This window comes from Rickettsia endosymbiont of Ceutorhynchus obstrictus, assembly GCF_964026565.1.
Taxonomy (GTDB): domain Bacteria; phylum Pseudomonadota; class Alphaproteobacteria; order Rickettsiales; family Rickettsiaceae; genus Rickettsia.
In genome coordinates this window covers 1,444,122-1,469,076 of sequence record NZ_OZ032162.1, presented here as the reverse complement: position 1 = coordinate 1,469,076, position 24,955 = coordinate 1,444,122, and the positions used below count along the sequence as shown (strand labels likewise).

The window sequence follows — 24,955 nt, the reverse complement described above, 5'->3', positions numbered from 1 at the left end:
TAACTCTCATTTGCAGTCAATTAACGGTTTGTTATAATCATTTTCATACATTAAAAATAAAAATATGTATTGATGTATATTATAGCTAGTTGTATATATTATCATTAGTACTTCAGGTTTAATACTATAAATTATCAAATAGGAGTTAATTTCATTATGAATAAAGCAGTAAATAAAGGAATGAATAAAGCAGAATTAATTAATTTAATGGTTGATTTAGGACATTCTAAAAATTCTACGGATAAATCACCGACAAAAGCCGAAGCTGAAAGATCACTTAACTTAGTTCTAGATAGTATTCTTGAAGCAATTAAACGCGGTAAAGGTGTTAGTTTAATAGGCTTCGGTTCATTTGTGGTTCAGCATAGAGCAACACGTGAAGGGCGTAACCCAAAAACAAAAGAAAAAATGACCATCCCTGCTTATAAGCAACCGGTTTTTAGAGCTGGTACTAGAATGAAGGAAGCGAGTAATTCTTAAAAGTACGGTGTCATACCGTGGCCCCTCCCACGGTATCCAGAAAAAATTTTAATAAAAAGACTGGATGCCGTGGTCAAGCCGGCGTTGTTGCATGGCTCGATAAAAGCAATAGTATGTCATTCTAGCTAAAAGTGGGAATCCAGAAAAAACACTTAAAATAAGCAAAATTATATAAAAATTTACTATATAATTCGTTTAAATACTTTTCTGGATTCCCGCCTTTAGGGCGTTGTTGCATGGCTACCGGAATCGTCATTGCGAGGAGGCATTTATGCCGACGCGGCAATCCAGTTAAACATATTTTTATACTAAACTTGTTTAGTATTCTAATTAAATCCCTCATTACATTCGGGATAGCCTGGATTGCCGCAGCCACTTCGTGGCTTCGCAATGACGAGTTTTTTTATTAATTTTCGAGCCATGCAACAACGCCCGCTTTTAGCTAGAATGGCACCGAGAGCGTTTTTAACCATCCATGCAACAAAGCCTTTGGTCGCTCGCAATGACGATTCCGGTATCCACGCGGGCAATGCCTCCTCGCAATGACGATTCTCTAAACCGACATCAATACCCAAAAAATATGATAATCGAACGTCTTAAATTTAGTTTCAACCAAAAAAAACTTTATAATAGCTGGCTTATTGAAACCGGAGACGTAGATCAATCTTTAAAAGATGTTCAAGAATTTATACGTCAAAAAATATTCGGAGAGAATATTGCTTTAGAAAATCATCCTGATTATTATTTTGTAGCAAAAGAAATTTCAGTTACAACCAATTCTAAAGATATTTCTGTAGATCAGATAAGAAAGCTTCAAGAATTCTTAAATAAAACTTCGGTCATTTCCGGTTACAAGGTTGCTATAATCTATCAAGCGGATTTAATGAATTTAAATGCCGCAAATTCCTGCCTTAAAATCTTAGAAGATACCCCAAAAAATAGTTATATTTTTTTAATTACTTTAAAAGCCGCGAGTATCCTTACTACTATAAGATCAAGATGTTTTAAGATTAGTATTAGATCGCCGAAATATTTTATAGGTAATGAAGCATATGCAAAATTCATTAAGCCGATTGCCGATTATGCGGATTTAAATACTAGGCTAGCTTTCATTAATCAATTTTCCGGTAAAGATAGAGAATTATGGTTAGAGTTTATTGATAATATTTTACAATTAATGAATCGAATTATAAAAAAATCTTCGGGCGTTAATATCGAGCTTACGGAGTTAGAAGATAAAATATTAAATAAATTACCGACTAAAACTCCCTCTTATTTACTTGAAAAATTTACTAAAATTAAGCGTTTAATCTATGACACTATCGATTACGACCTTGATTTAAGAACCGGCTGTATTTTATTGATGAGTGAGTTTTCGCCGGTTTAAAATAATTATAGGATCGTTCAAAATGTCTCTGCTCCAAAAATTAAAAAAATTATTTTTAAAAATAAATAATAAAGAATATCAAGCTTTATATAAGCAAGCTGACGAATTTCATAGAAGCGGCAATTATAAAAAAGCAATGGAAATTTATGATAGGTTAATTGTACTATATCCTAATGAAAATGAGTCATATTTATGTAAAGCCTCAATATTAAGTATGTGGGGAGAAAAATACGAAGCTATTGAAATCTATAAAAAACTTATTAAACTCAATCCTGACAGTGCAAAAGCATATGAACGTATAGGAGATATTTTAAATGATGACTTTCTTGAAGAATACGAAGAAGCCATAAATTTTTATGACAAAGCAATAGCACTTGAGCCTAAAAATGCAGAATTATATTGGAGAAAAGCTGATGCGTTAAATGGTCTCGATGGTAAGCAAGAAGAATTAATTAAAGTTGTTGATAAAGCAATTGAACTTGATAAAAAACAGCAACATTTAGATGGTGATCTATTATTTGAAATCGGCAAATATGATCTTGCGGTAAAGGCTTTTAATAATAGCATTACAAAATACCCTTCTGCTGCTCATTCATATTATAAAATAAGCGAAGTATTGTTTGAAATACGCAAATATAATGAAGCGTTAGAGCATATTAATAAAGCTATAGAGTTAAAACCAAACGAATATTGGTATTTTTATGCCTGCCAAGCAAAAAGTTTAAAGGAATTAAACAGATTTGAAGAAGCGCTAGTAGCATGTGATAAAGCAATTGAGTTGGGAGGTGCTTATTCATATCATCAAAAAGCGGTTATACTAGACGAAATAGGTGAGTATTCTGAAGCTATAATATGCTTAAATAAAGGAATTATGCAGTATTCTTTATACGACTTAGAAATATATATACAATTAAAAGTTAAAATTTTATGTAAGCTTACTAAATACGATGAAGCTCTAGAAACTTTAAGGAATAATAAAGATTTTGATACTCCATATTCAGAGATTTTAACGGAAGATTTAATTTATATATTAGAAAAAGCCGAAAGATATGAAGAATTGCTTGCAGAATATGATCGATTAATAATGAATGATCCGGGTAATGCAAAACTTTATGATAGAAAAGGTATGGTATTTGAAAAGCTCGGTCGCCTTGATGAAGCTGCGGAATGCTACAATAACATGATTGATGTCAAACGACGAAATAAAGAATTTTAAGGAATAAATTATATAACTTTAAAAATTCCTCACCAACCCTATTTGTGAGAGTCCCGCGGCTACGGCAGTTTCGGTTCGTAAGATATGAGAGCCGAAGCTAAAGGATTTAGCGTTTTCTTGTGCTGCTAATTTTTTGAGTTCGCCGCTACTAAATCCTCCTTCCGGTCCGACAATAAATAAAATATCCGATATATTATTTAAGCCGCTAGGTAAGATTTTAAGCAAAGAATTAGTTTTATCCTCGCACTCATTAGCATATAATATTAGGTTGTTGCTATGGTTTTTTAAAAATTTTTCAAGCGAAATAACCGGTTCGATAATCGGCGGGGTAAGGCGTTCCGATTGCTCCGTCGCTTCAATAGTGCATTTAAGCAATCGTTCGTTATTAATAATTTTAAATTGACATCTTTCGGTAATTAACGGCACAATTTTAGTCACGCCGAGTTGCACCGCCATATTTATCGCTAATAAAAATTTTTCCGGTTTTATTATTGCCAGCCCAAGAGTTAAGGGCAACATTAAGGTCGCTTTCCTTAACGGTTTCGTAATATTTATCGATAAATTATTTTTGCCGATATCATGAATTTGTGCTATAAATTCACCGTCGACATTATTAAAAACTCGAAACTGATCTTGTATTTTTAATCGAAGCACTGTTTTAATATAATGTCCATGATTGCCCGTTAATTCTATTTTACTATTTGCAGCTAAAGCATTATTAATATAAATTCTATTAAGATTGGAAAATTTCATAAATTAAAAAATATCAAATTATGGATAATAAAAAAGATAATATATTAGAACAAGAAAATTTGCCAAAAGAAAAAGAAAGCAGTAAAGAAATAGGCGGAGTCAAAGGGTTAGAACCTACAAGATACGGTGATTGGCAGCATAAGGGCAAAGTAACAGACTTTTAGTATATATAGTAAATTGATTTGAACGCTGTAGCACGTTGCTCGTCGTCTCGCCTATTAATATATAGGCTTCGCTCCTCGCGCCTGTCACAAAATTCAACTGAATTCACTATACTCAGATAGAACTTCAAAAATTGCCTTACACTTTTTGAAGTTGATCTTCGTCTATCAATTTTTCATTATATGAAATTAACCGAGTTTTTTTATGCCTTCATTCAGTCAAGTAAAAATCTTGCCGTATAGCCCTGCCGAATTATTTTATTTAGTGCTTGATGTAGAAGCATATCCTAAATTTTTGCCTTGGTGTGCGGCTGCTAAAATTATTTCTAAAAATAATGAACAAATTATTGCCGAGTTAGTGCTACGGGTAAAAGGATTTTCGGAAAAATATCAATCAAGTGTTACCTGTAAAATATTAGACGGCGAAAGATATTTAATTAATGTCGAAGCTATTTCCGGACCTTTTAAATATTTAAAGAATATATGGCAATTTTCACCGGATGTTAAAGGAAGTTTAGTAGAGTTTAATATCGATTTTAAAATGCAATCGATTATATTAGATAAGTTGATAGGGGGGTATTTTGTCAAAGCAACGGAAAAAATGATTAATGCCTTTGAAAAAAGAGCAGGGGAGGTTCTTTCATTAGATCATATTCTATCATAAGTATAATATTATTTAAATCCGAGTAAATAGCTTTTTATATACTTCGCTACGGTTTCTTTTACCTATAGCTAAAACAAGAATTATTACGCGTTTGTCATCTACTTCATAAACCAATCTATATCCTACAGATTTTAACTTTATTTTATATAGATTACTACCGCCACTTATTGCATCTTTTAATATATGAGGATGCTTTAGCCTCTCAGCTAATTTCTTTTTAAATTGCTCTTTTATTGCCTGATCTAGTTTATCCCTCCTTCTTTGCAGTAGGAATAAATGCCAGCTTATAAGTCATTCAAATCAACCGCAACGGCGTTGGTTTTTTCTTTCAATCGAATTTGAGCAAGTTCAAGTAAATACCCGTCATCTAAAACCTCAACTATTTGTTCATACAACTTAGCCGGAATTAAGTAAGCTGTCGGTTTGTTGTGATTTAGTAAAGCAATAGGTTCACCGCTAGATTTATCTAGTAAAGCGGTAGGACTTTTTTTAAATTCTGATATGCTAGCCGTAAGATTTGCATAAATATGCTCCATTATTGTACCTATAATAAATATCAAATTAAGTACTAATTATAGCTCGTAATTTTATGTTTATCAAGAATATAAATTATATGTAGATATGGGCGTAGTAATTATAATAATCACTTCACTTTATTCACTTCCTTATATATTTCCTTTCTGCTGTAACTATTGCCGAATCGTTCATAGGCAAGATCGGTAATTGTTTTAGCGGTTAAATTTTCAGCTAATGACAGTTTTATGAAAGCTTGTAAATCGCTTGCTAATTTTTCATCATTTTCATCTGCTAAGCCGGAGATTAATAAAACTATTTCACCTTTTAAAGGATTATTTTTATAGAATTCAATTACCTCGTTAATAGGAGCTGTTTTTACTTGCTGGTAAAGCTTAGTCAGCTCCCGCGCTACGCATATTTCTCTATTACCTAAAACTTCTTTAGCTATAACTAACGACTCTATTAGCCGTATTGCCGTATCAAAAAAGATTAAAGTAGCACGAAGATTTGCAAATTCATTAAAAGTTTTCTTTTTACCCTCGATTGTTTTAGGCAAGAAACCGCAAAATAAAAAACGATCGGTCGGAAGAGCCGATAAAGTTAAAGCAGCAATCGGCGATGAAACTCCGGGTGCTATTTCTAGATGATAATTAAGGTTACGTAATTCTCGTACTAACTTATACCCCGGATCGGAAATTAAAGGCGTACCGGCATCGGAAATAAGGCTTACTATTTCCCCTTGATCAATTAGCCGCATAATATTTTTCCTATTGCTTTCATCACTATGATCATTATAAACTTGTAATTTTACGCGAATGCCATGTTTTGCTAGTAATTTTTGCGATATTCTGGTATCCTCACACAAAATAACGCTTGAATTTTTTAAGGTTGTTAATGCTCTTAACGTTATATCTTCTAAGTTCCCTATAGGAGTTGAAACAATATATAGCCCTGCTCTTAAAATCATAATTTTTTAAATTTTATAATAATATTTTATGGCTAGTATAAAACAAAAATTTCCAGGTTCAGTAAAGTTTTCTCAAATAATTTATATTATAGGATATTTTTTAGCGAAGATTAATAAGATTTTTGAAGGAATAGCTACAGCGTCATCGCGATCGCTTGATCCAAGTGAATTTTTCAGAACTCGCCTATGCTCACATACTTCTGTACGCTCCGCAGGCTCATCTTTAAATTCACCTTGTCTAAACCTTTCTGAATTTAGCTGCACTCCTATTTCAAAAAAATCTTATAATTTGCAGCAAAAAAGAACCATAATTAGATTATTTGAGAAATCTTCACTGAACCTGAGAATCACTTTATCATTTTTTTGCTTAATTTACTTATCGGCTTGTCAAAGCTTTAAGGAAGATATACCTGTAACAAAACCAAAATCCGTGAAAGAAGAAATTGAGATTGCAATTTTAATGCCGACGACCGGAGCAGATGGAGTAGCCGGCAAGCAATATAAAGATTTAATTAAAATGGGTCTTAGCGATGCGGTAAAATCTTATATCCACGTTACTTCTTATGACGGCTCGGATGAAAAAAACGTGCTTGCCGCTATGGATAAGATAGTAAAGCGCAAAACTAAGATTATCCTTGGACCTTTATATTCTAATTTTACTTCGCTAATAGCCGAGAAAGCAAAAGCTAATGACATTGTTATAATCACCATGTCTAATAATCCGGCATTAGCGGAAGAAAAATTATTTGTTTTCGGACATGCGCCTTTAAAACAGTTAATTAGAATCATCAATTATTTCGGTAATAATAATTATAAGGATTTTATGGCTCTCTTACCTGAAGGAAAGCATTCTCAAACCGTTAATCAAGTAATACAAAATATATTAATTCAGAAAAGCGCGACTTTGGTACGCACTGAACTTTATCTTGATACTCCTGAATCGATAGCAAAAGCGGCAGCGATTATTTCCGATAACGTCGATATCATCAATGAAAGAGAAGATGCGGCAAAACCGGTGATTTATTTATCGGACGATCCAAAAAATTTAAATTTAGTTGCAAGCAGCATAAGAAAACATAATTTAGATAAAAAAGCTATTTTAATCGGCGATAATCGTATTGATATCGATTATCCGGAGAATATTAATATTAATTTTACCGGCTCTTTAAATATTCTTAATAGCAATGTACCTGAAAGAGCTAAGGAACTCGGAATTAATCATATAAATTTTATGCACGCCTTAGCCTATGATCTCGGCAAGGTGACCGCTAGCTATATCGGCGAAGAATTTGCCATTGAAAGATTTTTAAATAGAATGAAAAGCCGACAACCTTATATCGGCTTATCCGGTAATATTCACTTTGTCGATTCAATAGCCCAAAGGCAATATGATATTATTAGAAAAGAAAACGGTATTTACTCCACGTTATCGTCGGAGAAGTAAGGGGGGCTTGTTTTGTTACACGGATAGGTAAAAGTGCTTAGATGTCATTCCCGCGCGGCAATGGTGTTGTTGCATGGCTCGAATTTTCAATGTCATCCTAGCTAAAGGCGGAGCGTTGTTGCATGGCTCTAAAAAAGTGCCGTATGTCATTCCCGCGAAAGCGGGAATCTAGAAAAATTATAGTCATCCTGAATTTATTTCAGGATCTACTAAAGATGCTGAAACAAGTTCAGCATGACAAAGAAAAGCCTAGATTCCCGCCTTTAGCTAGAATGACACCGAGAGCGTTTTTAACCATCCATGCAACAAAGCCGGCTTGACCCACTACTGTACGAACGTTGAAAAAAGGCTGTGTCATGCCGTGACTTGATCACGGCATCCAGGAAAATAAAGCCATATTAGACTTATTTTAGAATCTTTTTATGATATTATAAGCTGGATTCCGTGGTCGTAGCCACGGAATGACAGAATTTTTACCTCTTTATTTAAACGTTCGTACAGTAGTGGGCTTGACCACGGTATCCTAGTCTTTTTATTAAGATTTTTCTGGATACCGTGGGAGGGACCTCGGTATGACACCGTACTTATAATAATACGGTAAATTATTAGCCATGGAACAACGCCTCCAGTCGCTCGCAATGAGGATTTCATGCAACAACACAGTATGACAGTTTCCAATTCTTGAAAGAGGAGTAGTATAAATGATTAAAATCGGTAATATAACACTAGCTTCTAACGTGATATTGGCCCCTATGTCGGGCGTTACGGATTTACCTTTTAGGAAGCTGGTCAAAAAATTCGGCAGAAGATTTAAGGTGGGACTCGTTATCTCTGAAATGTTAGCAAGTAGGGCAATGATTGTAGAATCACGGCAATCCTTGCAAAAATGTGCAATCATTCATGACGACGAAACCGGAGCATGCGTTCAGCTTGCCGGTTGCGAGCCTGAAGTTATAGCGGAATCGGCAAAAATGAACGAAGATATGGGTGCTAAGATTATTGACCTTAATTTTGGCTGTCCGGCAAAGAAAGTAGTAGGCGGCTATTCCGGTTCGGCTTTAATGAGAGATGAGGGACTGGCGGCAAAAATTTTTGAAGCAACCGTTAAGGCGGTAAAAGTTCCGGTAACCGTTAAGATGCGCACAGGCTGGGACGATCAAACCAGAAATGCGCCGATACTCGCAAAAATTGCCGAAGACTCCGGAATTCAAATGATTACCGTCCACGGCAGGACAAGATGCCAGTTTTATTCAGGCAGTGCTGATTGGGAGTTTATAAGACACGTCAAAGAAGCGGTAAAAATTCCGGTTATTGCTAATGGTGATATTAATAGTTTTGACAAAGCTAAAGAGGCTTTAAAACAATCGGGAGCAAATGGGGTTATGATTGGGCGAGGTGCTTACGGCAAGCCTTGGCTTATTTCCCAAATCGCTCATTATCTTGAAACAGGCGAAGAAACCCCGCCTCCTTCTATAACCGAACAGCTTAACGTAATAATTGAGCATTACGAAGCACTACTAGAATATTACGGCAATAATACCGGCGTGCCGCTTGCTCGAAAACATATAGGTTGGTATAGTAGCGGTCTGCCTAACTCGGCGGAATTTAGGGGAGCTATTAATTTAATGAATGATCCGATAGCCGTGAAAGAGAAAATAACAGAGTTTTATAATATGTGTAATTTATACCATGCTTAATAATGGTATCTACACTTTGCCTTTACTATTTACTACATACAGCGTCATTCATAAAGCTTGATACAAGCGAATTTTTCTGGATTCGCCTGTACTCACGTACTCCAGTACGCTCCGCAGGCTCACCATTAAATTCATCTTGTCTAAATCTTTCTGAATTTAGCTGTACTCACCATGCCCAGGCACTGCTTGCATCCCGGTTGAACCATTATTCGTATATATAACACTCCGGAATAAACTTGCGCATCACCACCGCCAAGCCCTTCGTCCGTTATAGGGGCGTTGTTGCATGGCTCTAAAAAAGTGCCGTATGTCATTCTAGCTAAAAGCGGGAATCTAGAAAAATTATAGTCATCCTGAATTTATTTCAGGATCTACTAAAGATGCTGAAACAAGTTCAGCATGACAAAGAAAAGCCTAGATTTCCGCCTTTAGCTAGAATGACACCAAAAAACAGGAAATGCCCCGGTAATTTTTATGTTAAATTACGAATCTGCTTTTGCCTTTTCGTTATACTCGCTAATATTTTCATTTAGCTTTTCTAACTTATTAACAATAAAGATTTAATACTGTATATTAAATCTATTAGTAAACAAAGCCGTCCACTAAGTATAATTTCATGATTTAATATACAGTATTTTTAGGGGTTTTTCTGCTGTCCATTATATTATAATTTTATGGACAGCGAAATTTCTTATGTACTTATGTAAGTTATTATGAAATATGTGAATCTAATATACCACCGTTGATATGTACTTCATGATTGTCGTTACAAGGAATAGGAACTAAGTTAGTTTGTTCAATAGGTAAATTTTGTATCGGTTCTTTCATTTTTTCTATAAATTGATTATTTAGTTCCTGTACATTAACTTCATTATAATGATATTTTTCTCCGCTTTTTATAAATTCTATAATTTGTGCTTTATTTTTCGATTTCTCAGTTTTAAAATTGACTATCTTTTCACCAATAATTGAGTACAAGTTATCATCTTTAAGACTATGATATAAGGCTATGTTATAATATTTCATAGCTTTACCATAATCTTCTATGGAAAAAATATAATCCGCTTTATCTTTTATAAGATTAGGATCATTAGGACTAGCTTTAGTGAGCTTTTCAAAGCACTCTTTAATTTTTTCTACGTTTCCTTTAACTTTCAAAAATTTAATGGCTTCCTTATAGTGTTTTTTCTCAAATAACATTTCACCTAATCTTTCATATATCTCAGGTAATTCTTTATTCATTTCTAACGCTTTAGTATAGTTTGTTGCTGCTTGAATGTAATCACCTTGAGCATCGTATATATTCCCTAAGTTTTTATATGCCTTAGCTTTTTGTTTAATACAATTTTGATCATCTTTATAGATATCTAAATATTCGACGGCTTTTGTGTAATAAGCTATATCAGGCTCACCGTTTTCAGCATTTATTTTACCATCTTCTACTTCTAGGAGTTTGATTTCTCTTTTTAATGCCTCCTCTATCTTCTCTTTACATTCCTGTAAATCTTGCTCCATATTATATACCGGTTTATTTCCGCATACTTCACTAAAACATTTATTAATATCTATTTGTTGTTTAAATACATAGTCATAGTCTTGTATTTTTTGCTTTAATTTATTATCATTTATTACAAATTCTGCAAATACTTTTAGTACGTTTTGAAAAATATTTTGAATAGAATTTGAATTATTATTGGATAAATTTTCAAACAATTTTTCTTGTAAAGATTTAATTTGGTCAAGCTTTAAAAATGGATCGAGAGAACCGTGTAAGGGTAAATTGTCAAATGAAGCATTTTTTTCCGAAGTTGATGATTTAGGTAAAGATTCCACAATGCTATAAGAATCTATAAACGTGTTACCCTTAATACCTGTCATACATTTATTAGGATCACTAATAGCTTTTGTAAAAATTCCTAATAATTGATTAATATTGTTATAAGTAATTTGGAGCAAGTCTTTTGCACATTTATCTGCTTCATCTGAAATAGATATATTAGCAAGATTAGGGGTTGTAGATAAATCTACATATTCGGTGTTATCCTCAATGGCTTCCAATAAATCAGAATTTGGTATGTTTCCTTCACCCGTAGGACGAACAAAAGAGTATATGGATTCCCGTAAAATCTCTAATATTTCAGAAATTTTAGGGTGGGTTAGTTTATATTGTTGGGAAATTTCGTTAAGAGTTTCTTGAATATCTATCACTTTCTTATTAGTATCTGCTTTTGTGACTATTAGTGATAAACTATTTTTTAAAGGTTCAGTATTAGTAAAAGTTTTACTAAATTGATCGAATATTGGTTTAATAATGTCAAATTTATCTTCTAATAGTGTATCCGGTATTGCCAAAATAAATTTTAATTGTTTGCTAGTCTCAAATAATCGTTTTATATAAAAAGCATTTGCAATTTCTTGCGCTATTTCTCTTGTATCCATAAAACCCGGACAATCCCAAATTGTTATACCGTTTGTGTCGATAAGTTTAGCTGGAATTTTAGTCTCTGATTTCATGGAGTGATTAACTATAATACCGTTTTTATCGTTTTTAGGTTGTAAGCGAAAACCCCCTTTATATTTAACTACAGTTAGCTCTTCTTTAGCTAAGTAGTAAGCTAGGGTACTTTTACCTGCTCCGGTTTTGCCTAATATTAATATTCCTTTGTCACTTTTCTCTGTTATCCTATCATTCCCTTCGGCTATTAATGTCATCGTTTCTTGAATTATTTTTTGTTGCTCTTGTTGTATTTGAGCCAATAACTCTGCTTGTTTTTTTGCTTCTAATTCTGCCTGTTGCTTAGCCAATAGCTCTGCTTGTTTTTTTGCTTCTAATTCTGCTTGTTGCTTAGCCAATAACTCTGCTTGTTTTTTTGCTTCTAGTTCTGCCTGTTGCTTAGCCAATAACTCTGCTTGTTTTTTTGCCTCTAGTTCTGCCTGTTGCTTAGCCACTAACTCTGCTTTTTGTTTTGCTTCTAATTCTGCCTTTTGCTTAGCCACTAACTCTGCTTGTTGTTTTGCATAATTCTTTTCTGCGTTTACTTTATTTTTAGCATATAAAGGTTTTTTACTAATCGCCATTGCTTCATTATATTTTTCTATCGCTTTGTCATATTCTCCATTATTGGAAAGAACATTACCTTGAGCATTTAATGCTTCTGCTTGAGGATTATATTCTTGAGCAATTTTGATATTTCTTTGTGTATATTCTTGGAGTTGTTTTATTCCTTCAGCTTCTATTTTGTTAGCTCCAAGCTCAAGGTAAGTAATAGAGTTATTAGTTTTCAGACCCTCGCCTAAAGCTTTCGCTCCTTCATATCCTATTTGATTACTATTGAGTTCAAGAGAAGTAATAGAGTTATTAGTTTTCAGACACTCGCCTAAAGCTTTCGCTCCTTCATATCCTATTTGATTACTATTGAGCTCAAGAGAAGTAATAGAGTTATTAGTTTTCAGACACTCGCCTAAAGCTTTCGCTCCTTCATATCCTATTTGATTATTGTAAAGATGAAGCTGAGTAATAGAGTTATTAGTTTTCAGACACTCGCCTAAAGTTTTCGCTCCTTTATCTCCTATTTTGTTACTTTGAAGTTGAAGGGTAGTAATAGAGTTATTAGTTTTTAGACACTCGCCTAAAGCTTTCGCTCCTTCATATCCTATTTGATTACTGTCTAGATAAAGCTGAGTAATAGAGTTATTAGTTTTCAGACCCTCGCCTAAAGCTTTCGCTCCTTCATATCCTATTTGATTATTGTTAATATCAAGCTGAGTAATAGAGTTATTAGTTTTCAGACCCTCGCCTAAAGCTTTCGCTCCTTCATCTCCTATTTGATTAGTACTGAGATTAAGTTGAGTAATAGTATTGTTGGTTTTTTGAGTAATAGTATTGTTGGTTTTTATGGCTTCAGCAATGGCTTTCGCTCCTTCATCTCCTATTTGATTAGCTCGTAGATTAAGTTGAGTAATAGAATTATTAGTTTTCAATCCTTCGCCGATAGCCTTAGCTCCTTCATCTCCTATTTTATTATTGTAAAGATTAAGGTAAGTAATAGAGTTATTAGTTTTCAACCATTCGGCGATAGCTTTTGCTCCCTCATCCCCTATGTAATTACCACACAGATTAAGTTGAGTAATAGAATTATTAGTTTTTAGAGCTTCGGCGATAGCCTTAGCTCCTTCAGCTCCTATGTTGTTACTTTGAAGTTGAAGCAGAGTAATAGAGTTATTAGTTTTCAAGCCTTCGGCAATAGCCTTAGCTCCTTCAGCTCCTATATTTTTATTACGGAGGTCAAGAGTAGTAGCGCCGTTTTTTAAATTATTAGCTTCCGCGGTAAATCCTTTCTTTTCTAAAAAATCTATTAATTCTTTCATATTATACTCCTTGGTTAAATAACTATGATTCTTAAAATACTAATTAACATGGTAGTATAATATTAATATAATTAAAAAAGCCAAGTAATATTTAATTATTAGTATAAATTTTATATTTTTATTAGTTTTTAAAGAGAATAGTATAAGCAGGGAGCAAGCCCTTTGCTTATACTATCCTTGCTTTATAGATACAAATATTGTAATATTAGAAAATAGGGATTTCATAAATGAAAATATTAAATATAGAGACGGTGATTATCCTGTATTACTTGCATTGTTTGCTGATCACGATTGGGTTACATATAGGCGTTGTTGCATGGCTCATAATTTACCGTATTATGGTTATTACAAGTATGGTGTCATACCGTGGCTTGACACCGACGCGTTTTTAAAAATACTCAAAATATAGTAATTTTTGATTCACGTCGGCATAAATGCCTCCTCGCAATGACGATTCCGGTAGCCATGCAACAACGCCTTACATATCAACGTATGACATCAAAAAAGTAGAAAAATAATAAATTAAACTAACTCTTCATTTACGAGCAGTATATTTATGATTGTCGGCGTTGGAACAGATATAGTACAAATTCCTAGAATCGAAAAAATATTATCTTTATATAAAGAGCGTTTTACTAAAAGAATTCTAGCGGTAAGCGAGTTAAAAAAACTTGCTTTACTAAATGAAGAAGTACATGCCGGTTTTTTAGCAAAACGTTTTGCCGCAAAAGAGGCGATTAGTAAAGCTCTCGGTACCGGAGTCGGTAGAGGAATAAGCTTTAAAGATATCATAATATTAAATGATAGCTTTGGGAAACCTTTTGTTGAGCTTGCCTCAAATTACTTAGAAAAATTTACTTCCGTAAATATTCATCTATCCATCTCGGATGATTATCCTGTTTGTATTGCTTTTGCAGTAATTAGCAAATAATAGCCCAATATATATTTTTATTTTAATTGGGATGATTTAATTTGTCATTCTCTATAATTTTGGGCGTTTTTAACCATCCACGTAACAACACCGGCTTGACCCACTACTGTACGAACGTTTAAATAAAGAGGTAAAAATTCTGTCATTCCGTGGCTACGACCACTTCAGTCCAGCTTATAATATCATAAAAAGATTCTAAAATAAGTCTAATATGGCTTTATTTTCCTGGATGCCGTGATCAAGTCACGGCATGACACAGCCTTTTTTCAACGTTCGTACAGTAGTGGGCTTGACCACGACATGGCACCGCGGTATTTTTAAAGAATACCGAAATATAGCAATTTTTGAGCCATGCAACAACGCCACGGTGTTCCCAAAATCTAGAAGTTGACCCTTAGCTTCACACTAGCTTGATGCGCTAAATACTTATTGGCGACATTACCATTATAGTGAATGCCGTATTCATAACTCTTATATTTCGCAGTTATGCCGCCACCAAAATTAATACTAGTTTTAGCTCTCGTTAATGTCATACTCGGCAGCGGGTTCTCCATACCAAACAATCTCGCATCAATAGCCGATGCTTTATCTCTAAAATTACGATGTACAAAACCGTATATTTCCGGTGTTATGACCATATGACCGAGATTAATGTGTTTTGCTCCTCTAACCCCTACTATCCCCTCTATTAAACTTGCTGAAATACCCTTAACTGCCAAATTCTGATAATCCGTACCGCTTTCTTGATAGCTAGCATCACGCATTTTGTCATATCTCATACCGATCATCGGTTTGAAACTCACGGAAGAAGACGAGATATAATTATAACCGACCATTAATTGACCGGTATAGACATATGACTTATGTTTACTATGAGCTGTTTGATAACCGGATATTTTATTTCCGATAACTACCGCTCTCTGCGCATAGTTTTTAACTATACTATCCCCATATAACCCTATGCCGCTGATAAACCAATTCTTATTAGGAACATTATATAAGCCGTATATTGAGTAAATATTACTTCTTACTTTGCTCTCATCTCCTAGCTTCTCATTCTTATATTTAATCTTAGTTATAGCTCTAGTATATGCGTACCCTAATAATAAATTATCACTGACAAAGCCATCATAGCCTAGCGTTGCCCCACTATTCTTACTTTTATAATCACTGATGCTAGCAGAGAATTTTTGCGCAGAATTACCGATAAAAGGGCTTACCCATATGCCGTGCTGATTATAGGTCTCATCTCCTGCTCCCACTATTCCTAACGTCCTATTAGATGCATCTGTATTCATTCTCTGATTAATAACTGACATAATTAATTGGTTATGACCTCTAACCACCATAGATGCCCGCTCTGCATTGTACATCCCGGCATTTGCTAGTATTTGTTCTGCTCCTTTTACTACAGGCTCATCTGACGGCTTATTTACTTGCTCCTCTATTTGCTGCGTCACGCTATTATCGGCATGATTGGCAGCATTATTTTTACTATTTTCTTCATTTTCTAAATCTTCTTCTAAACTAGTTTGCTCTAAAAACTCTTTAATAACCGCCGTAACTCCTATTTTTTTCTCATCTTCATAAGCAACGCTATTATCATCCAATGCATCATTAGTTTCTAATGCCCCGGCTACCGATAAGCTATTATTCCCTTCAACTAAAGCCATTTGCTCTATTTCTTGTAGCACAAGCTCTATATCTTCAAAAGTTATGGCATCATCCGCATTATTATTAGGCAATGCTCTAGATAGTAAAGCACCTGCTTCTTTATTAGTTTGTAACACACTATCTAAAATATAGGTGATTGCCGGAGCAGGGCATAGCGAATCTAGGACGTCCAGGTCAAGGTTTGAATCATCATCTACGTCCCAATCCTCTAATATTTTATTGCTAAGCCTAACATCTTCTACCTCACTATCTACTCCATATAATAAAGTAGTATAATCGCTATCATCCCATGTCAAGATAGCTTCGTTATCCTCATCCTGAGGCGTCCCGTCTTTTTGCTCCTGCTTTAACTGCTGCACTTTGGAATATTTTGATGGCTTTCTGCCCGGTGTTCTTGGTCTTGATACTGCTCGTAGTAATGGCTGCCTATCTAATTCAGGTAACGGGTCTATTAGTGCTGTTGCTCCTTGTGGGCTAATACGCTCTGACCCGGAAACACGGCTATAAGAACTAGGCGGGTATGCTTGTGCCTCTGATAGTACCGTCAATACCGATATTGTTACTAATCCCGCTCTGATTATTTTCTGAATTATTTGTTTATTCTTGTTCATGATTTTTTTCTTATTTTAATTTACTGTTATTTACTAAATTAGATTAGATATTTGTCTTAATTATACCCTAGTATATTTTCCTATATCACAATCAGGTACCGTCAAGTTAAGTTGTAATAGATTAAAGAGGAAGAATTCTTAGAAAAATCATTTGATTATCTTCAATACAAAAAATAACTCTACCGATTTTACCGGTTGTTAAATTTGATCTTACTTCGTATAGCAAAGATTATTAAGGTATAGGCGTTAAATTTAAGCGATAAAGGTCTATAAAGTCCGTCATTGCGCGGATCAAAAACTCTACGTCATTGCGAGGAGGGACGTAGTCCCGACGTGGCAATCTAGTCTTTGTCATGCTGAACTTGTTTCAGCATCTAATACAAAAATATCCTGAAATAAATTCAGGATGACTATTATTTTCTGGATTGCCGCGCTCCGCACAAATGCGGCGTTGTTGCGTGGATGGTTAAAATCGCTTAAAACTTGTCATACCGTGGTCACGCTGCATAAGTGTTGAAAGTGAGAAGTAGTCAATTAAATTAGATGAAAAATATAGTATAAAAAGTTATAAAATAGTGTTTTTTTGTAGTGAAAATCATATTTTATACTATATCTTTCGGAGTTAAAATTATAACCCCTTCTCACTTTCAACACTTATAGGTCACGCCGGCGTTGTTGCATGGCTCGATAAAGCGGCAGTATGTCATTCTAGCTAAAAGCGGGAATCCAGAAAAAACAAAAAAGTCATCCTGAATTTATTTCAGGATCTACTAAAAAGATGCGCAAAACTTGTTCAGCATGACAAAGACTAGATTGCCGCGTCAAGACTGCGTCCCTCTTCGCAATGACGTAGAGTTTTTGAGCCACGCGGGCAATGCCCTTAAGTTGACACCCATGTCCCCACCATGAATACTCTATTATTTTACAATCATTATGAGCTAGTTCTAACAACCAATTTCTTACCGATTTTTTACTTATTTTAAGCCAGTAAAACCGTATTAGTTAATAATTTTTAATTTTAAGCGGCAACATACCATATTTAGTAGCATTGTGCAACTCAAAGCATCGTCCGGTTAAGTGAGTCGGTAATGAAGGAGGTTGCACCGTCAAGTTAAGTTTATACGCGTTAAAACACTACAACCTTAGATAACGCGAACTATGGATAAGAATTATCCATAGTTCGGTTTAAAATATTGAATAATCAAGGGTAAAAGCGGTTTCACCCTTGATTATAAAATTAAATATAATTAGCAGGATTGTAGTTTAAAAGGTGTTGTTGCATGGCTAGAATTTTCGATGTCATTCCCGCCTTGTTGCATGGCTCATAATTTACTGTATTATGATTATTATAAGTATGGTGTCATGCCGTGGCTTGACCGGCGTTGTTGCATGGATGGTTAAAAACGCCCTCGGTGTCATTCCCGCGAAGGTGGGAATCCGGAGAAATACTTAAAATAAGTAAAATTATATAATAAATTACTATTTAATTTGCTCATATTAACTTTCTGGATTCCCGCCTACGCGGGAATGACACCCTTTTCATGGCAATTTTCGATCCATGCAACAACGCCGGCTTGACCACGGCATCCAGCCTTTGACTAAGATTTTTTCTGGATACCGTGGTCAAGCCCACTACTGTACGAACGTTGAAAAAAGGCTGTGTCCTGCCGTGACTTGATCACGGCATCCAGGAAAATAAAGCCATATTAGACTTATTTTAGAATCTTTTTATGATATTATAAGCTGGATTCCGTTCGTAGCCACGGAATGACAGAATTTTTACCTCTTTATTTAAACGTTCGTACAGTAGTGGGTCAAGCCATGGTATGACACCGAATTGCTATGCAAAAATATTGAGCCATGCAACAACGCTTGTCATTCTAGCTAAAGGCCATAACTGTCCGAAGTTGAAAAATTAAGATTATTAAATAGTACTTTTTTTGCCGTTAATGCTAAAAATACTACTATTTTGATATATAATAGAGTGAAAAACTCAAACAGTTTCTCTATTTATTTTTCAACTTCGGACAGTTATGGCTAAAGGCGGGAATCCAGGCTTTTTTTGTCATGCTGAACAAGTTTTGCGCATCTTTTTAGTAGATCCTGAAATAAATTCATGATGACTTTTTTGTTTTTTCTAGATTCCCGCCTGCGCGGGAAGGTCTTGTTGCGTGGATACCCAAACCGTCATGGTAAGGCGCCTCTTGGCGCCGTGGCCATCTAAGTATAAATATATTTTTATACTAAACTTGTTTAGTATTCTAATTAAATCCCTCATTATATTCGGGATAGTATGGATGGCCACAGCCACTTCGTGGCTTCGCCATGACGGGTTTTTATTAATTTTCGATCCACGCAATAATACTGTGCGGGAATGACATACGGCACTTTTTTTGATCCATGCAACAACGCCTCCGGTTGCGGCTTTGTTGCATGGATCGAAAATTGCTATATTTTGGGTATTCTTTAAAAGTACCGCGATGTCATGCCGTGGCTTGACCACGGCATCCAGTCAGGCTTTTTAATTTTTTCTGGATACCGTGGTCAAGCCACGGTATGACAAGTTTTAAGCGATTTTAACCATCCATGCAACAACGCCTCCGGTCGCTCGCAATGACGATTCCGGTATCCACGCGGGCAATGCCTTTTCACAATGGCACATAGATTATCCATGAAGTAATATACAGTTAAATTCAGAAAGATTTAGACAAGATGAATTTAAAGGTGAGCTAAGCTACCGTACTAGAGTACGTGAGCACAGGCGAATCCAGAAAAATTCGCTTGTATCAAGCGATCGCGATGACGCTGTACATAAACAAAAAGGCTCTCTTTTTGCAAAGAGAGCCTTCCGTTAGAATCCCAAAGATATATTTGGGAAAGTCTATAGATCGGTAATTAGAAGTTTATGCGAACTTTTAATGTACCAGTATGAGCAACATACTTACTTGCTAAGTTTGCATCATAACCAATTCCATACTCCATTTGAGGACCCGGTCTTGTAGTTACGCTTAAACCTAAATTATAAGATGTTTTATCAGTTTTGTCAGGTTGACCGATGAACGGAGTAACTTGTCCATCTAAGCTAGACTGAATTTTAGCCAGTTTACCGCTTACTTTGTGAGTAACAAAAGCATGCGCTTCCGGATAGAACATAAATTGACTTAAATTCATAGAATCACCGATAACTCTAGCACCGACTATTACATCCGTCTTATCACTAAACTTGCCAGTAACGCTTTTGTTCTGGAATGTAGTACCGGTTTCTTTATAACTTTCATCAGATGATTTAATATATCTGATTCCGGCCATCGGAGTAAGTAACACATTTTCCATTACTTTAGCATCGTAACCGAACATTCCTTCAACTGCATATGTCAAGTTATCATAACTAGCACTAGCAGTTTCCGTAACTTTCTGAGCGCTATCATTTGCCAGGTAACGTTTGTTTTTGTTCTTCACCTGGTTAGTGCTAAATGTTGTTGCACCTTGGAAGAAGAAATTATCAACAAGTTGTTGCGCACCGTATAAAGAGAATGAGAAGCCGTTAATTGTGCTTTTATCGCCTGCTCTATAATTTTTATACTTCATATCGGTTTTTGTAACACCGATAGCGGCACCGATCATTAAGTTATCATTAGCCATGGTATCGAAACCGAAGATACCGCCGGTAGTTTTAGCACTATAACCGGCAACACCGCCTTTTGATTTCTGAGTTGCATCACTATATATAGCTTTAGCCCAACCGCCGTAACTAACATTATCCTCAGCATCATCGGCAGCTCCGACTACTCCGCCCTCAGGACTTGCAAGTACGCCTTCAGGAGCTCCGGCAGGACCGTGAAGATATCTAACTCCGTGTACCCTGTTAGCTAAAACACTGATATTCTCTGCAGCTATATCTTGCATTACTGCAAGGTTATTAGTGTCTTGTGCAGTAAGAGCTACGATGGCTTGAGCGGTATCCGCTGAATTTAAGTTACCTATATTAGTAAGGAACTTCTCCGCATCACCCGTATTATTAGGATTTAAAATTGCCCCAGCGTTTGAAGCTAAACCGGGAATATTACTATATTGGGGATTTGACGCTAAATCACCGGCTATTACTTTCCCTGCAATATTCGTACGCTGTAAGAAGTAATCCTTACTTGTAGCATCTTGAATTATACTATAATCAGAGAATCTTTGATTAGAAGTGAAAGTCGTGCCGTCTAAACTAACGGAATTACCGTTTGGCAGAGTAAGATTAGTCCCGCCTCCTATCAATAAGTATTTGGTAGTAGGTGTATTTACGCTATCTTGATCGTTAATTGTTACGTTAGTTAACACATTACCTGATGCCGTAATAGTTCCGCCGTTGATCACGATGTGACCGAGATCGCCGCCGGCCAAGGTTGTATTAAGAGAAGTGTTAGGTCCCCATGTAGAAGCACCGCCCGTAAATACTAATTCATTAGTTCCAAGGGTAATTTGACCGTTTACTGATGAAGCACCGCTAAGCACTACTTCCTCATCCAAAACAGTTAGATTATATCCATTAAAATTAATAGTTTTGGAATATATATCACCTCGTAAACCGGCTACTGAACCGCTAACACCGGTAAATTCTACTAATGCAACAGATGTACCTGATTCGGCTATATTACCGACTGTAGCACTTCCTTGGAATGTTACGTTACCTTTGTTAGGTACTAATGCATTAATAGTAGTTGTAGGTAATAAATCCGCGCCGTTTAAGAAGACTACATTACCGGTACCGACAGTACTTCCTAGTTGAATACCGGCGTCAACTGTACCTCCAGCTGTATAGGTTGTATTGTCGTCAACTATAAGAGTATTATTTGTTACATAAGTATCACCGAAGTTTGTAGTATTAGTAGCAATAGTTACACTTTTTAGTTTAAAATTCGCAAGTCCTAATCCGTATACTTGACCACCGGTTGCAGCATTAAGCACTACAGTACCTTGACCGTTAGCTACCGGAATAATTTCTGCAAAGAAATTAGTTCCTTCGTTAACTGTAAAAGCGATATCGGCACCTAAACCAATGTTAACAATATTATTTGCATCACCTACTGCTTGACCTTCATCAATAAAATCACCCGCTGCAAATGAAGTAATAACTGCAGGATGATTATTACCGGCTGTACTTGTAATTGTTGCCCCTTGAATTTTATCTGTTGCAGCTAATTTTAAGCCTGCTCCGCCACTATTATCTCCAAAAACTATATTCGTAGCCCCTAGCGCTTTTGTTAATGTAACATTATCTGAACCGGAAACTTTTATTGTTGATATGGTATTTCCTGCATTTGCAGTAGTCAGTGTAATAGGAGTAGTATTAACAAACTCTACTGTTCCTTGATTTGCTGCAACACCACCAATTGAATCTGCTTGATAAGCTCCACCGATCTGCAAGGTAGAAGTAGCATCAATTGTAGTAGCACCAGCAAAAAATACAGGATTTTTAAACTGAACTGTAGTACCATTTGTGATTGCAACAGTGTTAAATTTACTAGCTGCAGTACCGACTTGACCGCCGACAATATTCGTACCACCGCCACTAAAGGTGAAAGAACCTATGCCAGGAGTCGTATTAGTAATGTTAGTAGCATATAGAGCAACATCTTTTCCGACATTTAATATAACATCAGTTAAAGCATCTGGATTTGGGTTAGGAAGGCCGCTAAATTTAATTTCTTTTAATACATTGTCTTCACTACCCAAACTTGTCCCTGCGGCAAGGGTTGTTGCATTAGGGTTCGCAGCAGCAGCCGGGCTAATATTAACTACACCTTTACCTGGGCTATTTGTTGTTATAATTTTATAAGTATTGTGAGCTAATTTTACTGTTGTAGTATCTCCCATAATCAAATTATTGATAGCAACATCACCGGCACTTAAATCAATATTAGCACCTCCAGCTACGCTTAATGAAGCAAGAGATTTAGTAGCATTCTTAATAGGAGCAGCAGCATCAAATGTACCAATCGTACCGCTAATAGTTAAAGTTTTACCTGCAATCATAGCATCAGCATTAATAACACCTTTATTATCAGCCGCTAATGTTACATTATACTGAAGATTAACATTATCTGTAGTATTAGTAAGGTTAACGACACCACCAACATTTGCTCCAAAATTAATACTTGCACCAGGAGCGTTACTACCAATAATATTTGCTCCGCCAAGAGTTAAGGCTTTATTCGCAACATCAGCAACGGTAATATTACCTAGAGGAACAGGGTTCTTAGCTGCAGTGGCGTTAAAGCCGATGTCACCGCTAATTGTAGCATTTCCTTGAGCAACAAGTGTTCCAGCTTGAAGAGCATTAGCTCCTGCTGTTGCGTTAACATTACCTGTCAACTTGAAACCGTCGGCAAGAATAAAGCTACCACCAACATTTGACAGGTTAAGATCGGTATTATAGTCACCTGCTCCTAATGTTACGGCTACAGCTGTGTTATTTTCAATTGCTTTTATATTTGTTGCTACAGGCTGGGTAGCATCGGCAGCAGCTAACTTAGCAGTATTTGCACCGGTAAAGAGTATTGTTGGAAAATTAGCACCATTAAGGCCCGTTGCATCCCCGGTAAAGTTACCTGTAAGAGTTGTGTTATCTGCAGTACTATTTACAGTAAGAGTGTTACCTGCAAAGGCACCGAAAGTTACAGCACCAAGATTTGAAGTTTTACTAATTGTAGCTTGCGAAGCAGCTGTAGTAAAGTTAGTAGTACCATTAGCTCCAACATCAACTGCTTGACCGAAAGTAAGTTGTCCTCCTTGTAACTCAATAGCTTTAGCATAAACTTGACCATCAATAGTGGTAGCATTAGCTGCCATACCTTTTAATATAAATCCTTGAGCTCTAGTAGTATTGTTAGTACCAACTACCGCAACTGCATTTCCTGCTTTATTACTTGTAAGGTTAGCGGCTGCACCAGCAAGAGAAGAATCAAAAACGATTACACCGTTATTATCTCCGCCAGTTGCTCCAAGAGTTCCATTAGCAACGGCAAAACTAAAAGCTGCCGCTGCTTTACTCTTAAGTATAAGGGTAGCATCATTAGTAAGACCGATTGTGCTATTTGCTACAGCTTGAAGTGTTAAAGAATTACCGGCCGTTGGAGTCGAATTAAACCTGATAGCACTGCCAGCAGCAACAGTGATAGTTTTTGTAGTAGCAACGCTTAAATCATTAAATTCTAATATATCAAGATTTCCTGCTGTAGCACCATTATTATTAACGGTAATAACGCCAGCTGCTGCACCATTAGCAACTTTAAAGTTGGTAGCAGTCATAGCTTTTGTAGCATCAGCAGAATTAAGATTAAGGGTAATACCTCCGGCAGCAAAATCAAAATTTCCAAGACCACTAATATCGTTATTGTTAATAGCAGCATTACCATTAAATCCAGGAACACCAGCAGCGCTTTGTGCTAAAGCAGCATTAGCAGCAGTAATACCTTGACCTGTTATGGTAAGTGATTGATTAGCAGCGGGAGTGAAGTTAAAGGCGTTGGCAGCATTACCATTAGATATAAACCCTAACTGAGTATTGTTAGTAATAGCAACAGCTAAATTGTTCGCAGTATTTAAAAGTATACCGTTAAAATCACCATTCGGGGTATTAAAATTGATTGCTCCATTAAAAGTAGCAGTAATAACTGCACCAGGCACAGCTCCAGCTGCAGATTGAACTGGTAAGTCAGCTGGCGCAGCAGTCTGATCAAACCCTGTACCATCAAGAGTAGTAGCAGCAGCTATTGTCGTTCTACTAGCTTGCGCAAAAGCCGTACTTCCGGTTCCGACGATTGCAGCCGCAGCGAAAGCCACGGTCGAGGCGGTCGTTATTCTTTTTAAAAAACTTGGTTTTTGAGCCATATTTTTTCCTATTTTAAGTTTAAAAATTTTAGTATAAACATTGAAATACACTTTAAGTAGTATATCTTAACGATTTATTGCTGTAATAATCAGTGTTTGCCGATGATTACCGCAAATACTTAAAGCCTATATCAAAGGTCTCTAAACACCTCGGTCAGTATAATATAAAAACTACACAATTACAAGAACCGCGTTAAGTTTTTTTATA

24 protein-coding genes and 2 pseudogenes are annotated in these 24,955 nt (G+C 35.7%); 12 read left to right on the top strand and 14 right to left on the bottom strand.

Translation table 11 applies throughout. The annotated features are described in order from the left end of the window. The first annotated feature begins 180 nt into the window (after positions 1-180). Positions 181-480 carry an HU family DNA-binding protein gene (locus AAGD64_RS08405; RefSeq protein ID WP_253310114.1) on the top strand — a complete coding sequence of 100 codons (300 nt, stop codon included), beginning with the start codon at positions 181-183 and terminating at the stop codon, positions 478-480. A 121-nt stretch (positions 481-601) separates the two neighbouring features. Here the strand turns inward: AAGD64_RS08405 and AAGD64_RS08400 are convergent, their stop codons facing one another. Continuing rightward, entirely contained in the window at positions 602-856 is a 255-nt protein-coding gene (locus AAGD64_RS08400) for a hypothetical protein (protein ID WP_341793082.1), read from the bottom strand. On the opposite strand from AAGD64_RS08400, the gene AAGD64_RS08395 reads away from it, so the two are divergent. The 4 genes and pseudogenes from AAGD64_RS08395 to AAGD64_RS08385 all read left to right on the top strand — a co-directional run bounded on the left by AAGD64_RS08395 (position 844) and on the right by AAGD64_RS08385 (position 3,083). Then, positions 844-1,026, top strand: coding sequence for a hypothetical protein (locus AAGD64_RS08395; RefSeq protein ID WP_341793081.1), 183 nt, complete (start codon positions 844-846; stop codon positions 1,024-1,026). The genes AAGD64_RS08400 and AAGD64_RS08395 overlap by 13 nt on opposite strands. A 34-nt stretch (positions 1,027-1,060) precedes the next feature. After that, the gene (locus AAGD64_RS08390; protein WP_341794189.1) at positions 1,061-1,867 is read left to right on the top strand and encodes a DNA polymerase III subunit delta'; all 807 of its coding nucleotides are present in this window, start codon (positions 1,061-1,063) and stop codon (positions 1,865-1,867) included. Between the two features lie 22 nt (positions 1,868-1,889). Beyond that, a pseudogene (locus AAGD64_RS10650) lies at positions 1,890-1,997 on the top strand (hypothetical protein); the annotation flags it as partial. A 6-nt stretch (positions 1,998-2,003) separates the two neighbouring features. Further along, positions 2,004-3,083 (top strand): tetratricopeptide repeat protein, encoded by a 1,080-nt coding sequence (locus tag AAGD64_RS08385; protein ID WP_341793080.1) that lies wholly within the window; start codon positions 2,004-2,006, stop codon positions 3,081-3,083. Positions 3,084-3,101: 18 nt separating this feature from the next. Here AAGD64_RS08385 and AAGD64_RS08380 read toward each other — a convergent pair whose 3' ends face one another. Beyond that, positions 3,102-3,836 carry a 16S rRNA (uracil(1498)-N(3))-methyltransferase gene (locus AAGD64_RS08380; RefSeq protein ID WP_341793079.1) on the bottom strand — a complete coding sequence of 245 codons (735 nt, stop codon included), beginning with the start codon at positions 3,834-3,836 and terminating at the stop codon, positions 3,102-3,104. Positions 3,837-3,874: 38 nt separating this feature from the next. On the opposite strand from AAGD64_RS08380, the pseudogene AAGD64_RS08375 reads away from it, so the two are divergent. Together AAGD64_RS08375 and AAGD64_RS08370 are read left to right on the top strand one after the other, a co-directional pair. Then, positions 3,875-4,000 (top strand): annotated as a pseudogene (locus tag AAGD64_RS08375) (DUF1674 domain-containing protein); the annotation flags it as partial. Between the two features lie 202 nt (positions 4,001-4,202). Beyond that, positions 4,203-4,661 (top strand): type II toxin-antitoxin system RatA family toxin, encoded by a 459-nt coding sequence (locus tag AAGD64_RS08370; protein WP_253308488.1) that lies wholly within the window; start codon positions 4,203-4,205, stop codon positions 4,659-4,661. 12 nt (positions 4,662-4,673) lie between these two features. Here AAGD64_RS08370 and AAGD64_RS08365 read toward each other — a convergent pair whose 3' ends face one another. The 3 genes from AAGD64_RS08365 to rsmI form a co-directional block, all read right to left on the bottom strand. Beyond that, a complete protein-coding gene (locus tag AAGD64_RS08365; RefSeq protein WP_253310116.1) occupies positions 4,674-4,895 on the bottom strand; it encodes a type II toxin-antitoxin system RelE family toxin in 222 nt (73 codons plus the stop codon). 50 nt (positions 4,896-4,945) lie between these two features. Continuing rightward, complete coding sequence (locus tag AAGD64_RS08360; protein ID WP_253308489.1) at positions 4,946-5,197, bottom strand: type II toxin-antitoxin system Phd/YefM family antitoxin; 252 nt, start codon at positions 5,195-5,197, stop codon at positions 4,946-4,948. 107 nt (positions 5,198-5,304) lie between these two features. Next, on the bottom strand, positions 5,305-6,144 hold the full coding sequence (gene rsmI, locus AAGD64_RS08355; RefSeq protein WP_341793078.1) for a 16S rRNA (cytidine(1402)-2'-O)-methyltransferase: 840 nt from the start codon (positions 6,142-6,144) through the stop codon (positions 5,305-5,307). Positions 6,145-6,478: 334 nt separating this feature from the next. Here rsmI and AAGD64_RS08345 point away from each other — a divergent pair, with 334 nt between their 5' ends. Next, positions 6,479-7,588: a penicillin-binding protein activator gene (locus tag AAGD64_RS08345; RefSeq protein ID WP_253310117.1), complete on the top strand. Its 1,110-nt coding sequence runs from the start codon at positions 6,479-6,481 to the stop codon at positions 7,586-7,588. 122 nt (positions 7,589-7,710) lie between these two features. After that, a complete protein-coding gene (locus AAGD64_RS08340) occupies positions 7,711-7,908 on the top strand; it encodes a hypothetical protein (protein WP_341793076.1) in 198 nt (65 codons plus the stop codon). A gap of 100 nt (positions 7,909-8,008) precedes the next feature. Here AAGD64_RS08340 and AAGD64_RS08335 read toward each other — a convergent pair whose 3' ends face one another. Next, positions 8,009-8,266, bottom strand: coding sequence for a hypothetical protein (locus AAGD64_RS08335; protein WP_341793075.1), 258 nt, complete (start codon positions 8,264-8,266; stop codon positions 8,009-8,011). Between the two features lie 23 nt (positions 8,267-8,289). On the opposite strand from AAGD64_RS08335, the gene dusB reads away from it, so the two are divergent. Further along, positions 8,290-9,285, top strand: a complete 996-nt coding sequence (gene dusB, locus AAGD64_RS08330; protein WP_341793074.1) for a tRNA dihydrouridine synthase DusB — start codon at positions 8,290-8,292, stop codon at positions 9,283-9,285. Between the two features lie 140 nt (positions 9,286-9,425). On the opposite strand, the gene AAGD64_RS08320 is transcribed toward dusB, so the two are convergent. Further along, positions 9,426-9,599, bottom strand: a complete 174-nt coding sequence (locus AAGD64_RS08320; protein WP_341793073.1) for a hypothetical protein — start codon at positions 9,597-9,599, stop codon at positions 9,426-9,428. Between the two features lie 397 nt (positions 9,600-9,996). Further along, positions 9,997-13,653: a tetratricopeptide repeat protein gene (locus AAGD64_RS08315; RefSeq protein WP_341793072.1), complete on the bottom strand. Its 3,657-nt coding sequence runs from the start codon at positions 13,651-13,653 to the stop codon at positions 9,997-9,999. 556 nt (positions 13,654-14,209) lie between these two features. Here AAGD64_RS08315 and acpS point away from each other — a divergent pair. Both acpS and AAGD64_RS08305 read left to right on the top strand, forming a co-directional pair. Continuing rightward, positions 14,210-14,584, top strand: coding sequence for a holo-ACP synthase (gene acpS, locus AAGD64_RS08310; RefSeq protein ID WP_341793071.1), 375 nt, complete (start codon positions 14,210-14,212; stop codon positions 14,582-14,584). A 250-nt stretch (positions 14,585-14,834) separates the two neighbouring features. After that, positions 14,835-14,975 carry a hypothetical protein gene (locus AAGD64_RS08305; RefSeq protein WP_341793070.1) on the top strand — a complete coding sequence of 47 codons (141 nt, stop codon included), beginning with the start codon at positions 14,835-14,837 and terminating at the stop codon, positions 14,973-14,975. Here the strand turns inward: AAGD64_RS08305 and AAGD64_RS08300 are convergent. The 6 genes from AAGD64_RS08300 to AAGD64_RS08270 form a co-directional block, all read right to left on the bottom strand. Beyond that, entirely contained in the window at positions 14,965-16,869 is a 1,905-nt protein-coding gene (locus tag AAGD64_RS08300) for an autotransporter outer membrane beta-barrel domain-containing protein (protein ID WP_341793069.1), read from the bottom strand. The genes AAGD64_RS08305 and AAGD64_RS08300 overlap by 11 nt on opposite strands. A 232-nt stretch (positions 16,870-17,101) precedes the next feature. Further along, positions 17,102-17,224, bottom strand: a complete 123-nt coding sequence (locus tag AAGD64_RS08295; protein WP_341793068.1) for a hypothetical protein — start codon at positions 17,222-17,224, stop codon at positions 17,102-17,104. A gap of 389 nt (positions 17,225-17,613) precedes the next feature. Further along, positions 17,614-17,820, bottom strand: a complete 207-nt coding sequence (locus AAGD64_RS08290; RefSeq protein WP_341793067.1) for a hypothetical protein — start codon at positions 17,818-17,820, stop codon at positions 17,614-17,616. A gap of 1,186 nt (positions 17,821-19,006) precedes the next feature. Further along, on the bottom strand, positions 19,007-19,372 hold the full coding sequence (locus AAGD64_RS08285) for a hypothetical protein (protein WP_341793066.1): 366 nt from the start codon (positions 19,370-19,372) through the stop codon (positions 19,007-19,009). Positions 19,373-19,413: 41 nt separating this feature from the next. After that, positions 19,414-19,542, bottom strand: a complete 129-nt coding sequence (locus AAGD64_RS08280) for a hypothetical protein (protein ID WP_341793065.1) — start codon at positions 19,540-19,542, stop codon at positions 19,414-19,416. Between the two features lie 222 nt (positions 19,543-19,764). Next, a complete protein-coding gene (locus AAGD64_RS08270) occupies positions 19,765-24,747 on the bottom strand; it encodes an autotransporter outer membrane beta-barrel domain-containing protein (protein ID WP_341793064.1) in 4,983 nt (1,660 codons plus the stop codon). Positions 24,748-24,955: the final 208 nt, after the last annotated feature.